The following is a 14,484-nucleotide window of genomic DNA, read 5'->3' on the forward strand; positions in this document are numbered from 1 at the left end:
AAACTAGATATATTTTCTTTTTTCAATATTACTTGATATTAGTGTCTTCAACTGTTTTCCTGGGTTATCCGATTTCATAAAATATTCTCCTATTAAGAAAGCATTAACTTTATTTTCCCTCATAAATTTTAGATCTTCTGGTGAGTTTATGCCACTTTCTGTTATTATAGTTTTGTTTTCTGGTATAAATTTAATGAGGTCTATAGTTGTTTTGATATTAGTTTCGAAATTTCTTAAATTTCTGTTATTAATGCCAATCAAAGGAGTTTTTAAATTTAAGGCTATTTCTAATTCTTTTAAATTATGTGTTTCTACTAAAACATCCATTCCTAGTTCTAGTGCTATATTCTCTAATTCAAAAAGTTCATTTTTTTCTAGTGCGGCTACTATTAGTAATATACAATCTGCTCCCATGGCTCTAGACTCTACTATTTGATACCTATTAATTATAAAGTCTTTTCTAAGTATCGGTAGTGAACAAGCTGATTTAACTTGTTTTAAGTATTCTGAAGATCCTTGAAAAAATTGTTGGTCAGTTAATACTGATATGCAGGCAGCGCCATTTTCTTCATAACTAGTTGCAAATAATGATGGGTTAAAGTTTTTACTTAAAAGGCCTTTAGAAGGAGAAGCTTTTTTAATTTCTGCTATAATAGCTGGATCTCCATTTTGGATTTTTTTATGAATAGCTTTTTCAAAAGATCTTATATCATTATTATTAATTTTTGATAATAGTTCTTGTTCACTACAATTTTTTTTAGATGCTAATATTTCTTCTTTTTTTACATCTATTATCTTTTTAAGAAGGTCACTCATTTTAAAATTTCCTCGTATAACTACAGAATTCTTCTAGTTTTTCTCTTGCTGAATTGTTCTTTATAGCTTCAAATGCCATATGGATACCATGTTTTATGTCGGATGATTTATTGGCAGTATATATAGCCAAACCAGCATTTAAGGCAACTATATCACGGGCAGCTCCTTCTTTATTATTTAGAGCTTCTAAGATTAATTCGCAAGATTCTATACTATTACTTACTTTAATATTCCTATTTGAAATCATTGCCATTCCAAAATCTTCTGGATGTATTTCATATTCTTGTATAGATCCATTTTTTAATTCTCCAACCATAGTAGAACTACCAAGACCAGCTTCATCCATACCTTCTTTTCCATATACAATTAAAACATGTTTCGATCCTAATTTTTGTAATACTCTTACCTGTATTCCTACTAGGTCTGGATGGAATACTCCCATTAATTGATTGCTAGCTCCAGCTGGATTGGTGAGCGGGCCAAGAATATTGAAAATAGTCTTGACTCCTAATTCTTTTCTTATACTCGCTATATTCTTCATGGCCCTTTGATGTAAAGGAGCAAACATAAACCCTATGCCTGTATTTTCTAGACATTCTATGACTTGTTGAGGATTTAATTCTATATTGGCTCCTAATTGTTCTAGAACATCTGCACTACCAGATGAAGAAGAGGCACTTCTATTCCCGTGTTTTGCAATCCTAACTCCAGCAGCAGCAGCTACGAACATTGCAGCAGTAGATATGTTAAAAGTATTACTATTATCTCCTCCAGTGCCACACATATCTAATATGTCATCTTTATTTTCAAAAGGTACCGATAGAGAAAAACTTCTTAGAGCTTGTGCTGCCGCTGTTATTTCATCAATAGTTTCTTTTTTTACACGTAAGCCTATTAGTAACGCACTTGCAATTTGAGGAGAAATTTCTCCTTTTATCATAAGTTGCATGAGATATAACATCTCATCATGAAAAATTTCACGATGTTCTATGCAGCGAACTAATGCTTCATTAATTGAAATAGTCACATTTATCACCAATATTAATTAATTTTAAGAAAATTTTGTAATAGCTCATACCCATATTCACTTAGAATAGATTCGGGGTGATACTGGACACCAAATACAGCTAGTTCTTTGTGGCATACTCCCATAATATCTCCATCATCGCTTCTAGCAGTTATTTCTAGACAATCAGGAAAAGTATTTGGATCTATAGTTAAAGAGTTATATCTTATAGCAGTATATGGTGAAGGAATTTTTTGAAAAATATTTTTCCCATTATGATTAATTTGAACAGTTTTTCCATGCATTACTTTTGGCGCTCTAACAATCGTTCCTCCATATGCCTCTCCAATTGCTTGATGTCCTAGACATACACCAAGTATAGGTATTTTTCCAGCAAATTCTAATATTGATGGAATTGATATGCCAGCTTGAGAAGGAGCACATGGGCCAGGAGAAATGCAAATTTTGCTAGGTTTCAAAGAATGTATTTCTTCTAAAGTAATTTGATCATTTCTAAAGACACAAACTTCTTCTCCTAACTCACCAAAATATTGAACTAGGTTATGAGTAAAAGAATCGTAATTATCAATCATTAATAACATATTTTTTCCATTTAATTAGAAGGGTTCATCTAATCCATTTTGGACTTGTTCAGCAGCGCGTAAAAGAGCACGTGATTTTGCTTCTGTTTCCGCCAATTCAAGTTCTGGATCAGAGTCTGCAACTATACCTGCAGCGGATTGTACATATAAAATTCCATTTTTTATTATTCCTGTTCTTATTGCTATAGCAAGATCCATTTCCCCACCATAGCTTAGATATCCAGCAGCTCCACCGTATATTCCTCTGCGTACAGGTTCCAATTCGTCAATTATTTCCATGGCTCTTATTTTAGGAGCCCCTGTTAATGTCCCTGCTGGGAAAGAAGCTTTTAATACATCCATACTAGTCATTCCAGGTTTTAAATATCCAGATACATTAGATACTAAATGCATAACATGAGAGTATCTTTCGACAGACATTTTATCAGTGACCTTCACAGAGCCAATTTCTGCGATTTTACCTATATCACTTCTTGCAAGATCTATTAGCATTACATGTTCTGCTATTTCTTTAGTATCTAACTTTAGATTTTTCTCTAGTTCAATATCTTGTGCTGGATTTGATCCTCGTTTTCTAGTGCCTGCCAGTGGTCTAATAGTAACTTGCGACTTATTTTTTCCATTACTGTCTGAAACATTTTCTTGTCTTACTAATATTTCTGGTGATGAACCTACTACTTGAAAATCATCAAAATTCCAAAAATACATATAAGGAGATGGATTCAAAGATCTTAGGGCTCTGTATAGAGATAATGGAGCATCTCTATAAGGTTTTGCTATGACTTTTCCTAGAACTATTTGCATAATATCACCTGCAGCAATATATTCTTTTGCTTTCTTGACCATTTCCAAGTATTTTTCTGATCCGAAGTCTCTTTCTTCGGATGTTTGCATACTACAAAGACTGTATGGTATTTCTACGTTTTTCTTAAGTTGTTGTTTTAATTCTTGCAATCTTTTTTGAGCTTTGGAATAACTTTCTGTTTTGTTGGTATCCGCATAGACTATTAGATATATACGACCAGCAATATTGTCTACTACCGCTAATTCGTCAACATGAAGTAGCATTATGTCTGGCGTACCTTCTTCCATTCCTGCTGGGAATGCTTTTGTAGGCATACCTAAACACGGTTCTATATGCCTAACTGTATCGTATCCAAAATATCCTGCTAATCCTCCACAAAAACGCAACATACCAGTTTGCAATGCTACTTTGAATCTAGATTGGTATTGTTCGATAAATTTGAGAGGATCTCCTTCATATGTTTCGACTACTTTGCCATTTGTAACAACCTCTGTAGTAGTTCCTCTAGATCTAATTATTGTTTCTGCAGGTAAGGCTATAAAAGAATATCTACCAAATCTTTCTCCTCCTATAACTGATTCCATAAGACAACTCATTTTTCCTGCTTTAGGTCCAGAATGGGCTAATTTAAGATAAAGAGATAGAGGAGTATCTAAATCTGCATATATTTCTGAAATAAGTGGTATTCTATTAAAGCCTTGGGCAACGAGTGACTTAAATTCTATTTCTGTCATAATTTTCCTTAAAATGAATAAAAAAAAACCCGGACAATTATTTAGTTCCGGGTTTTATATATTTGATAGCGCAAAAATACAGTTCAATTGTCCAAACAAAGACTAACCCGGGGAGTAGTACCACCAGAGCCAATAATTAGGATAGATATTTTGTTTGTGTTTGCAATTCATAATTTTGCTATTAAAGTATTCATAAATTGTAATAATTTAAATTGTTATAACAATGTATCCAATCAGATGTTTTTGTCAAGTCTTCTATTACATCATTTGCACATAATTCTAAAATATTTTTTTTATTATGATAACCATAAGGTACTACTAAAACTGCTGCTAAATTAGCAGCTCTAGCTGCCATGACATCATTACTAGAGTCTCCTATCATAATACATTCTTCTGGTGTAACATTAAGTTGTTTACATGCAAATAATATTTGATCTGGGGCGGGTTTACAACGTTGGCATGTATCACCACAAATTACATAAGAGAATAAATGAGATAGGTTTAGTTTTTGTAAAATTTGGAAAGTAGGTTTACTAGGCTTATTTGTTACTATAGATAGTGATAGCTGTTCTTTTCTTAGTTTATCCAAACCTTCTAAAACTCCTTGATATAAAACAGTTCTATTCCCGTTACAATTACAGTAATATTGGGAAAATAAATCTTTTGCTTTCTTGAAGAGTTTTTCTTTATCTAGCGTATTATTTTTACTGATTATGTAATCATATAATGATTTTTTGATTAAATTGTCAATGCCTTTCCCTATAAATCCTTTTATTATATGTTCAGGTAAACTTATTAAATCTAAATCTTTTCTCATATGATTAATAGAATCAGTTATATCTAATAATGAATCTATCAATGTTCCATCTAGATCTAGTAAAACTGATGAGATTTTATTCATAATTTAATTGTAAAGCATCAGATTTTTGAATTTCCATTCTCATGGCACTAATAGTTTTTTTATAGTTATCAGATTCGAATATCGCAGATCCTGATACAAAAGAATTTGCTCCTGCAGAACGAATTTTTGCTATATTATCAACATTAATTCCTCCATCAACTTGTAGCACGATGGATTTATTGCGATTTTGTAAAGACCATTCATTTATTTTCTTGCGAATATCTTTAATTTTTTGGATAGACATTGGTAGAAACTTTTGTCCACCGAATCCAGGATTTACAGACATAACTAGTATTAAATCAATTTTATCCATTATATAATCTAAAATCTGCAAATTACACGCAGGATTAATAGCTAACCCTACTTTACAGTTACAGTCTTTAATTAGAGACAAGGTTCTGTCTAGGTGTTTTGATGTTTCTGGATGTATTGTGATAATGTCAGCACCTGATTTAGAAAATTCAGGAATAAGTAAATCAACATTTTCTACCATAAGATGTACATCAAGTGGTATTGTTGCAATTTTTTTTATTGCTTTACAAACTATTGGTCCAATTGTTAGATTTGGTACATAATGGTTGTCCATAACATCTATATGGATCCAATCTGCCCCAGCATTTGTGACTTGTTTTATTTCTTCACCTATTGCTGAAAAATCAGCAGATAATATGCTGGGTGCTATCAAAGCAGATAGATTATTTGTATTCATTTAAGTCTCAAAATTATTATTTACAGTTTGCGTATAATGTTATACGGCAATTAGACAATATTTACATACTTGTCTATTATAAATTAATTAGGATTTAATTAATGGTATATTTTTTTAGTATTTGAGTATTTATATGATATATAACAAAAATTATCGAATTCTTGTAATTGTAATATTTTTTATAATTTTTGTAAGCAATGTGTTTGCAAAAGAAGAATTAATTTTAAGTGGTGACGGATATAATGGATCATCAGTCAGTTTTAAATCTGTATCTTGGGATCAAGTACCAAGTTGGTTTGATGATGATTTTATGACTGTTTGGGATGTTTTTTTAAAAAATTGTAGATTTATTATTAAAAACAAAGATTGTAAAGGAATACATAGAGTTGTGTCTTCTGAAGTATGGAGTCCAGTATGTAATGCAGCTTTTGATTATGAAAATTCTTCTAAAAATAAAGACAATAAATCTATTAGGGAATTCTTTCAAAAATACTTAGATCCATGGGCTTTCACCTCTAATAATAAATTGGTTAATTGTAAAATGACCGGTTATTGTGAACCCTTTTTCAAAGGATCTCGTCATAGAACTGATAAGTATCAATGGCCAATATTTGCTGTCCCAGATGACTTAGTAACTATTGATCTAGGACTGTTTAACTTAGATTTAAAAGGTATGATTATTAGAGGCAAATTATCAGGATCCAGGGTTATTCCTTACGATTCTAGAGAGAGTTTAGGAAATAGAAGTGAAGAATTGCCAATAATAGCTTGGTTAGATAATGCCTTTGACAGTGTTTTCCTAGGAACTCAAGGTTCTGGAAGAATTTTTCTGCAAGATGGTCCGGATAAAGGAAAACTTATCAAAGTTGGTTATGCATCTAGTAATGGATATCCATTTGTATCAATTGGTAAATGGTTGTTAGAGAATGAAGGAATTAATCCGTCATATAAGAATATAAAAAAATGGATGCTAGAAAATCCAACAAAGACAAAAGATTTGATTAATAAGAATCCAAGAGTAGTATTTTTCCATGAGGTTAATGAGCTAGATATTGCTGTTGGTCCTATTGGATCTTACGGAATAGAACTTACTCCTATGAGATCAATTGCAGTTGATAGTAATTTTATCCCTTTAGGGACGCCGATATTTTTTTCAACCAATAATTTATTAAATTCTAACGAATTGTTATATGGAACAGTGTTTGCTCAAGATACAGGATCTCTTATTAAAGGTGCAGATAGGTCTGATTTTTTTTGGGGTTCAGGATTTGATGCTACTGAGAAAGCAAATACTACAGACTATTCTTATAGAATGTGGATTTTATGGCCTAAGAACAAATGGTCTTCATTTTTTAATTAGTTTATAGTTCTTTCATTTTTAAGGGTAAGATATTTCTACTCCTATAGAACAATCTTGAAAAGCCATTGGTTTCTCAATTGTAATATTTAATGTTTCTATTTCTGGAAATTCTTTGATTATTCGATCTTTGATTTTATCTAAAAGGGTCTCTACCAATTTGATGTGTTGTTTGCTTGTTTCTTCTATTATTATATTTCTTAGATCTCTATAATCCAAAATAGATTTAATGTTATTGTCATCTAATATATTCTTATGTTTTATACTAAATTTGGCATTTATTACTATAGTTTGCTTTTTATTAATTTCATGTTCCAATATTCCTATATTGGTTTCTATAATTAAATTAGAGATAATAATTTTTCTATATGCCATTTATTGGTTTTCCTGTATTTTTTATCCTATAGAGTTTATCTGTAGTTGATAACCTGACTGTTACAGATGTTAATTCATTAAGATGAAATAAATGAACTAATATTTCATCTCCAATTTTATGTAATTTTACTATATCTATAAGGTCTTGAGTAGAATCTAATCTTAGGTTGTTGATTGCTATCAAGATATCACCAGAAGATATTCCAGCACTATATGCTGCTCCATTATCTATAACATTCTTTACTATAACCTTACCATCTTTATCAAATGTATTCATTTGTAGAGTGGGTTGTAATTTATTTATACATTCTAATTTCAATCCATAGTAATCTAACCATTGAGCGATTGGTATATCATCTATATCTTTTACATATTTATTAATTATATAACTAATATCTATTCCAGTAGCTTCTTTGGTATCTTTCACAAAATCGTCGTTAGATAGTCCTTTTTGTATTGTAATATAAAAATATTTTCCATATTTTTGCCATAAAAATCTCATAAGATCATCTAAGGAATATTTGTTTTCTGATTGTTTCCGAATTTCAGTATCTATTCCAAATGCGATCAAGGATCCTTTTTCATAATAGTTTACAGTTGAGTTTATAGAGTTTTCATTTTGTTTATAAAATTTAATCCATGCATCAAAAGAACTTTCTTCTAGGGTTTGTTTATATTTGCCGGGATAATTTATCGTTTTATTAATTCTTTCTGATAATATATTTAAATAATAATTTTGATTGATTAGTTTGCATCTCAATAGAAATATATACTCGTAATAAGAAGTAAAACCTTCAAATATCCACAATAGATTTGTTAGTGTTGGTTTTCTTAGATCATATTTTATGAAAGAGGCAGGTTTGATTCTCTTAATAAGCCAGGAATGAAAATATTCATGGCTTATTAAGCTTAAGAATTCGCTATATTCTTTTGGTTGTTTTTTGATATTTTCTGTAGGTAGAAATTTTCTTTTTGTGCTAATAACAGTTGATGATCTGTGTTCAATTCCTCCAAAATGTTTATCATTTATGTTTATGATAAAAATAAAAATATTTCCATTATCTATGAATGGGGGTATCTTGGTGTATGGATCAAAGAAAGAAATTTGCTCATCACAAATCTTTTTTATGTCAGTAGATATTCTATTTTTATCTATCTTTGATGAAAAGCCGGAGAAGACTATTTTATGTATTGTTCCAAAGGAAAGAAATTCACAGATGGTTGGAGTTCCAATTTCTACAGGGGAGTCAATCAAAGCATCATAAGAATTTGCAATATAGGTATTATATTCATTATCATTATTTTGTTCTTTGATAGAATTAATTTCTTGTAAGCTTGTGTATATTTGCCATTTTTTTTCTTTGCATTGGGTTGTTAATTGAATATTTATTATGCAAGGCAAGTTTTCTAAGTTATCTATGCATAAAAATACACTGGTTCCATTAAAAAAAGCTCTATTTATGTCAAGATATGCTCCTCTTACAGAATCGTCATAAGCATATACTATATACTCTATCTGGACAGGATCTTGACATTCATCTATTATCCAAGTGCTGTTATCTAATTTAGTTATTTGAATAGATTTTTTCTGAGAATAAGCTTTAATTTGTTCTATATTGCTAGAAAAATCTCTTATAACATAACTTCCAGGTATCCACGTTGGAATATATACGATCTGCTTATTATTTGTATTGTCTAGGTTTATTGTAACTTTGTATCTATGTCCATATAAGTCAAAAATTTCTATGTTGTATAATACAAAATTATCTGGTAATTTTTCATTTTTAATCATTAACATATTTAATTTAGTTTTCTATTTGTTATATACTTTCACAAATAATTTATTCAGAACTTATTAAGTGGAATATTATTGTTTAAAAGATTACTATTAGGTTATTTGTGAAATGAAGTATATAGAAAAATTTTCTATTGAAGAAATAGTTTTATTCCAATTGTTTTTTGCATTTTTTGTTGCTGTAAGTTTTTTTCTTAAAAGTGCTAATCTTGGTTTTTCGTCTATGCTTGGCGGACTGAGCTGTGTTATACCAAGTTTATTCTTTATGCTTTATTGTAACATTGTAAATAATTTTTTTTATATTTATTCTGATTATTTGTTTTTGCTTGGTCTTTTTATAAAAATGTTTTTCTCTGTTTTTTTGGTATGTATGTTTTCATATCTATTTTGTGATTGTTTAGTATGGTATGCTTACATTTTTAGTTTGTGGTGTGTTTCTAAAAGTTTTGTAGTGCAGATACTTTGTAAGTATTTGTATAGTTTATTAATTTAATTTTATCTTTTTAATAAGATTAATTATTTATAGAAATAATAAGGTTAGAATATGCTATCTGAAGGTGATATATCTCCACAATCTTTATATATTCAACATCATTTAGTTCATATGAATAGTATTGGGGAACCGCAGGGTTCTATAGTACAGTTTAATGTAATTAATTTTGATTCATTGTTCTGGTCTATTTTTATGGGTTTATTGGTAGTTGGTTTGTTGCTAGTGGTTGCAAAAAGAGCAACTTCTGGTGTTCCAGGTAGATTACAAGCTTTTGTTGAAATTATTTTAGATATGGTTGATGAGCAAGCGGTTTCTATTCTGCCAGATGAAAGAAGTAGGGCCTTTGTATCTCCGTTGGCTATGACTGTATTTCTTTGGGTTTTGATTATGAACTCTTTAGATTTTCTACCTGTCGATTTGATTTCAAGGATTTTTAATCTGATGGGTCTTGGTCTAAGTGAAAAAGATTTGTTTTATTATCATAGAATATTACCTACAGCAGATATAAATATTCCCATAGGGATGTCAATGGGTGTTATTTTGCTTGTCATATATTATAGTATTAGATTAAAGAGTTTAAGTGGCTTTATTAAAAGTATGTTTACCTCACCATTTCATGCGAGTGGTTTGGGTCTATTGTTTTTAGCTCCGGCAAACTTTTCATTAAATGTGATCGAATATCTCGCAAAGACAGTTTCTCTTGGAATGAGATTGTTTGGTAATATGTTTGCTGGGGAATTAATTTTTATGTTAATAGCTTTGTTAGGTGGTTCTTGGACTGGCTTAAATTTCATGAGTTGTTCTTTAGGTTTCGCTCATATATTAGCAGGTTCTTTATGGGCTATTTTTCACATACTCATAGTTGTTCTGCAGGCTTTTATTTTTATGATGTTGACGCTTGTTTATATAGGTCAAGCGTATGAAAATCATTAATAATGGGTTTGTTGCGTCGTTTTTATTTTTTATGAGTTTATTTTTTTTGTATATTAAAAAGGGGTTATCATGACAAATGGAGCTTTCGTTGCTATTTCTTGTGCTTTTATTATTGGAATGGGTGCTATTGGCGCTTGTATCGGAATTGCTATAATGGGTGGAAAATATCTTGAGGCATCTGCTAGACAACCAGAATTGATGAATGCTTTACAAACAAAGATGTTTTTGCTTGCTGGTCTTATAGATGCTGCATTTTTGATTGGTGTTGGTGTATCTATGTTATTTGCTTTTGCAAATCCATTTGTTTAAGTTTTAATTAAAAATTTTCCATTGCTAGTATTTTTGTTTAGCTATTTTATGTATTGTTTTTGGAGATGAGATAACGTGAATTTAAATGCGACGATTTTTTTCCAAATGGTTGTGTTTTTTATTTTTGGTTGGGTGACAATGCGTTTTGTTTGGCCTCATCTTATTAGTGCTGTTGATGAACGACGTCAAAAGATAGCAGATGGATTATTAGCTGCTGAAAAAGGTGTTAATAGTCTTTCCGCAATTAATGAGAAGGTTAAGCAAATATCTGATGAAGCAAAAAAAGAGGCTCAAACTCGTATTTCTAACGCTGAGAAGCAGGTCGCTAGAATATTAGAACAAGCTCGTAATGATGCTGAGTTAGAAAGAGCTAGGATTTTGTCTCAGGCACAAAATGATGTTGAGACTGTTTTGTGTCATGCTAAAGATGAATTAAGGAAGGATATTGCTCTTCTTTCTATAAAAGGGGTTGAGCAGATTCTGATGCGAGAAGTTAATATTGCAGAGCATAAAGAAATACTAGATAATCTTGAGGCTCGGCTTTAAATTTTAGGTTTTTTATGGCAGATTTTTCAATAACAGCAAAATCCTATGCTGAAGCACTTTTTGTCATAGCGCAAAACGACAATTCGTTAGAAGATTGGCTTGGTTTCCTTGAAGATATTTCTTCATTAATGTCCAATGATTATTTTTTTCTATTTATAGATCATCCTAATTTTGAAAAATCTATAAAACTTGATTTGTTTTTGGAGCTATTGTCACTAGAAAAAACAACGAAAAAAAGTGCTTTTATTAAAGTTCTTTTAGAAAGGAAAAGATTTGTTATTGTTCCTCAGATTCTATGCTTTTTGAAAGAGCTGAAAGACAAACATGAAGGGGTAGCATTAGCAAAAATTTTTACTGCTTTTCAAGTTTCTGATGAGCAAATTAATAATATGATTTCAATTTTTGAGGCAAAATTTAATTTAAAGTTAAGGCCTCAGGTTTTAATAGATAAATCTTTGATAGGTGGCGTGAAAGTTGTCGTTGGAGACAGGATTTTAGACGCATCTATAAAAAATAAGCTAGATGAGCTAAAAAATGTACTTTTAGCTATATAAAATAAATATTGATATATTCCAGGAGTTATTTATGCAGCTCAACCCCTCAGAAATTAGTGAGTTTATTAAAAACAAAATAGAGGGCATGGATGCTTCTATCAGCATCCGTACAAGTGGTACAGTAGTTTCCGTAACAGATGGCATAGCACGTGTTTATGGGTTGTCTGATGTTATGCAAGGTGAAATGATTGAATTTTCTAATAATATAGTTGGGTTAGCTCTTAATCTTGAAAGTGATTCTGTCGGTGCCGTAATTCTTGGTGATTATACCAAAATATCTGAAGGTGATCAGGTTAGAACTACAGGTCGTATCCTAGAAGTTCCAGTTGGTCCTGAACTGAAAGGAAGAGTAGTTAATGCATTGGGCGAGCCAATTGATGGTAAAGGACCCATAAATGCGTCTGAGACAGATGTGATAGAAAAAGTAGCTCCTGGTGTTATTGATAGATATACTGTTTCTCAACCTATGCAAACAGGTATCAAGTCTATAGATTCTATGGTTCCAATAGGTAGAGGACAGCGGGAACTGATTATTGGAGATAGACAAACAGGCAAAACAAGTGTTGCAATCGATGCAATTATAAATCAAAAAGATAAAAATGTTACCTGTGTTTATGTAGCAATTGGCCAGAAAGCATCTTCTATTAATAATGTGGTTCGAAAACTTGAGGAATACGGAGCATTAGAATATACAATTATAGTTGTTGCAACAGCATCAGATTCGGCTGCTATGCAGTATATAGCTCCTTATGCAGGTTGCACTATGGGGGAATATTTTAGAGATAGAGGCGAGGACTCTTTAATAGTTTATGATGATCTGACTAAACAGGCATGGGCTTATAGACAGATATCCCTTCTTTTAAGGCGACCTCCTGGCAGAGAAGCCTATCCTGGTGATGTTTTTTATCTGCATTCTAGATTGCTAGAAAGGGCTTCTAGAGTTAGGCCTGAGTATGTAGAAAAATTTACTAATGGTGTTGTAAAAGGTAAGACAGGTTCGTTGACAGCATTGCCTATAATTGAAACTCAGGCTGGTGATGTATCTGCTTTTGTTCCAACTAATGTTATTTCTATTACAGATGGTCAAATATTTTTAGAAACTGATTTGTTTAATTCTGGTGTAAGGCCTGCTATTAATGCTGGTATATCAGTTTCTAGAGTAGGTGGAGCAGCACAAACTAAGGTAATAAAGAAATTATCAGGTGGTATTAGAACTGATTTAGCGCAGTATAGAGAGCTAGCAGCTTTCTCCCAATTTTCTTCTGATCTTGATGAGGCTACTCGTAGACAATTGGAAAGAGGAAAAAGAGTTGTAGAAATATTGAAACAACAACAATATCAACCTTTTTCAATATGGGAACAGTCTGTTTCGCTATTTTGTGTAACTAAAGGTTTTCTAGATGATGTAGATGTAAATAGAGTTTTAACTTTTGAAAAATTATTGAAGGATTTTTTAAAAACTAACTTTGCTGACCTTATTAATCAAATAGAAAAATCTAGTGAATTGTCTAAGAATGATGAAGATGTTTTGACTGAGGCTATTAAAGAGTTCAAGCAAAATACTGTTTTTTAGCTATAAGAATTTTTTCTTGTAATTTAGTTTATATTTTAGATTGGAAGTTTTTAATGCCTGGAATTAAGGAAATTCGCACTAAGATTAAAAGTGTGCAAAATACTCGTAAGATTACTAGGGCTATGGAAATGGTAGCCGCATCTAAGATGAGAAAAGCTCAAGATAGGATGCTTATATTTAGGCCATATGCGAGTAAATTATGTAGAATTGCTGCTCATTTGATGCAGGCTAACCCAGAATATTCTCATCCATTTTTGTTAAATAGGGATGTTTCCTCTGTTGGTTTAATTTTGATTTCTACTGATAAGGGCTTGTGTGGTGGTTTAAATACAAATGTAGGTCGTTTAGTTTTATCAAAGATTAAAGAATTTAATCAGAAAAATATTGATATATACGCAACAGCTTTTGGTCAGAAAGGTCTTAATTTGTTGACTCGTATCGGAGTTAATCTTTTATCTCAAGAGGTGCAACTTGGAGATACGCCTGATTTAAATAGGTTATTGGGAGCTATTAAGGTACAAATTAGCGCTTATATGGAAGGTAAAATTGATACTTTGTATGTAGCAACTACTAAATTTGTAAATACTATGAGACAAGTTCCTGTATTTCTGAAACTATTGCCTCTAACTAATGATTTAAAAGATCCGTATGAGTTAGATTCGTCATTATATAACAACCAAAATAATAGCATTTATAATTGGGATTATATTTATGAGCCAGATATAAAGACCGTAATAGATGAGCTTTTAAATCGATATGTAGAGGGATTGATTTATAGAGCTGTTGTAGAGAATATGGCATCTGAACAATCTGCTAGAATGGTAGCTATGAAGTCTGCATCTGATAATGGTAAAAGAGTTATAGATGACTTACAGACTATCTATAATAAAACAAGACAAGCGGCTATTACTAAAGAAATATCCGAAATTGTCGGTGGTGCGTCTGCTGTCTAATGTATAAATGTTAAAATTAAGGA

15 protein-coding genes are annotated in these 14,484 nt (G+C 31.1%); 7 read left to right on the forward strand and 8 right to left on the reverse strand.

Features of this window, described 5'->3' with window-relative positions:
* Positions 1-3 precede the first annotated feature (3 nt).
* The 6 genes from trpC to rpe form a co-directional block, all read right to left on the reverse strand.
* On the reverse strand, positions 4-816 hold the full coding sequence (gene trpC / locus I1N47_00205) for an indole-3-glycerol phosphate synthase TrpC (protein ID WBF65594.1): 813 nt from the start codon (positions 814-816) through the stop codon (positions 4-6).
* 1 nt (position 817) lies between these two features.
* Entirely contained in the window at positions 818-1,843 is a 1,026-nt protein-coding gene (gene trpD / locus I1N47_00210; protein WBF65595.1) for an anthranilate phosphoribosyltransferase, read from the reverse strand.
* 14 nt (positions 1,844-1,857) lie between these two features.
* Positions 1,858-2,424 (reverse strand): aminodeoxychorismate/anthranilate synthase component II, encoded by a 567-nt coding sequence (locus I1N47_00215; GenBank protein ID WBF65596.1) that lies wholly within the window; start codon positions 2,422-2,424, stop codon positions 1,858-1,860.
* A 15-nt stretch (positions 2,425-2,439) separates the two neighbouring features.
* The gene (locus I1N47_00220; protein WBF65597.1) at positions 2,440-3,963 is read right to left on the reverse strand and encodes an anthranilate synthase component I; all 1,524 of its coding nucleotides are present in this window, start codon (positions 3,961-3,963) and stop codon (positions 2,440-2,442) included.
* Positions 3,964-4,153: 190 nt separating this feature from the next.
* Positions 4,154-4,864, reverse strand: coding sequence for an HAD-IA family hydrolase (locus I1N47_00225; protein WBF65598.1), 711 nt, complete (start codon positions 4,862-4,864; stop codon positions 4,154-4,156).
* A complete protein-coding gene (rpe, locus tag I1N47_00230; GenBank protein WBF65599.1) occupies positions 4,857-5,573 on the reverse strand; it encodes a ribulose-phosphate 3-epimerase in 717 nt (238 codons plus the stop codon). Before rpe ends, I1N47_00225 begins: the two co-directional genes overlap by 8 nt.
* Before the next feature lie 133 nt (positions 5,574-5,706).
* On the opposite strand from rpe, the gene I1N47_00235 reads away from it, so the two are divergent.
* Entirely contained in the window at positions 5,707-6,933 is a 1,227-nt protein-coding gene (locus I1N47_00235; GenBank protein ID WBF65600.1) for a murein transglycosylase A, read from the forward strand.
* An 18-nt stretch (positions 6,934-6,951) separates the two neighbouring features.
* Here the strand turns inward: I1N47_00235 and I1N47_00240 are convergent, their stop codons facing one another.
* Together I1N47_00240 and I1N47_00245 are read right to left on the reverse strand one after the other, a co-directional pair.
* Entirely contained in the window at positions 6,952-7,305 is a 354-nt protein-coding gene (locus I1N47_00240) for a dihydroneopterin aldolase (GenBank protein WBF65601.1), read from the reverse strand.
* Complete coding sequence (locus tag I1N47_00245) at positions 7,295-9,103, reverse strand: M61 family metallopeptidase (protein ID WBF65602.1); 1,809 nt, start codon at positions 9,101-9,103, stop codon at positions 7,295-7,297. The genes I1N47_00240 and I1N47_00245 overlap by 11 nt, the downstream gene beginning before the upstream one ends.
* Positions 9,104-9,644: 541 nt before the next feature.
* On the opposite strand from I1N47_00245, the gene atpB reads away from it, so the two are divergent.
* The 6 genes from atpB (at position 9,645) to atpG (ending at position 14,461) form a co-directional block, all read left to right on the forward strand.
* The gene (gene atpB, locus I1N47_00250; GenBank protein ID WBF65603.1) at positions 9,645-10,526 is read left to right on the forward strand and encodes a F0F1 ATP synthase subunit A; all 882 of its coding nucleotides are present in this window, start codon (positions 9,645-9,647) and stop codon (positions 10,524-10,526) included.
* A gap of 69 nt (positions 10,527-10,595) precedes the next feature.
* Positions 10,596-10,835 carry a F0F1 ATP synthase subunit C gene (gene atpE, locus I1N47_00255; protein WBF65604.1) on the forward strand — a complete coding sequence of 80 codons (240 nt, stop codon included), beginning with the start codon at positions 10,596-10,598 and terminating at the stop codon, positions 10,833-10,835.
* Between the two features lie 75 nt (positions 10,836-10,910).
* Positions 10,911-11,381 (forward strand): F0F1 ATP synthase subunit B, encoded by a 471-nt coding sequence (locus I1N47_00260; GenBank protein WBF65605.1) that lies wholly within the window; start codon positions 10,911-10,913, stop codon positions 11,379-11,381.
* A 14-nt stretch (positions 11,382-11,395) separates the two neighbouring features.
* Entirely contained in the window at positions 11,396-11,935 is a 540-nt protein-coding gene (locus I1N47_00265; GenBank protein ID WBF65606.1) for a F0F1 ATP synthase subunit delta, read from the forward strand.
* Positions 11,936-11,966: 31 nt separating this feature from the next.
* Positions 11,967-13,508 (forward strand): F0F1 ATP synthase subunit alpha, encoded by a 1,542-nt coding sequence (locus I1N47_00270; protein ID WBF65607.1) that lies wholly within the window; start codon positions 11,967-11,969, stop codon positions 13,506-13,508.
* A gap of 53 nt (positions 13,509-13,561) precedes the next feature.
* Positions 13,562-14,461 carry a F0F1 ATP synthase subunit gamma gene (gene atpG, locus I1N47_00275; GenBank protein ID WBF65608.1) on the forward strand — a complete coding sequence of 300 codons (900 nt, stop codon included), beginning with the start codon at positions 13,562-13,564 and terminating at the stop codon, positions 14,459-14,461.
* Positions 14,462-14,484 lie beyond the last annotated feature (23 nt).

Origin of the sequence: Candidatus Kinetoplastibacterium crithidii (assembly GCA_027557655.1) — a bacterium.
Classification (GTDB): Bacteria; Pseudomonadota; Gammaproteobacteria; order Burkholderiales; family Burkholderiaceae_B; genus Kinetoplastidibacterium; species Kinetoplastidibacterium crithidii_C.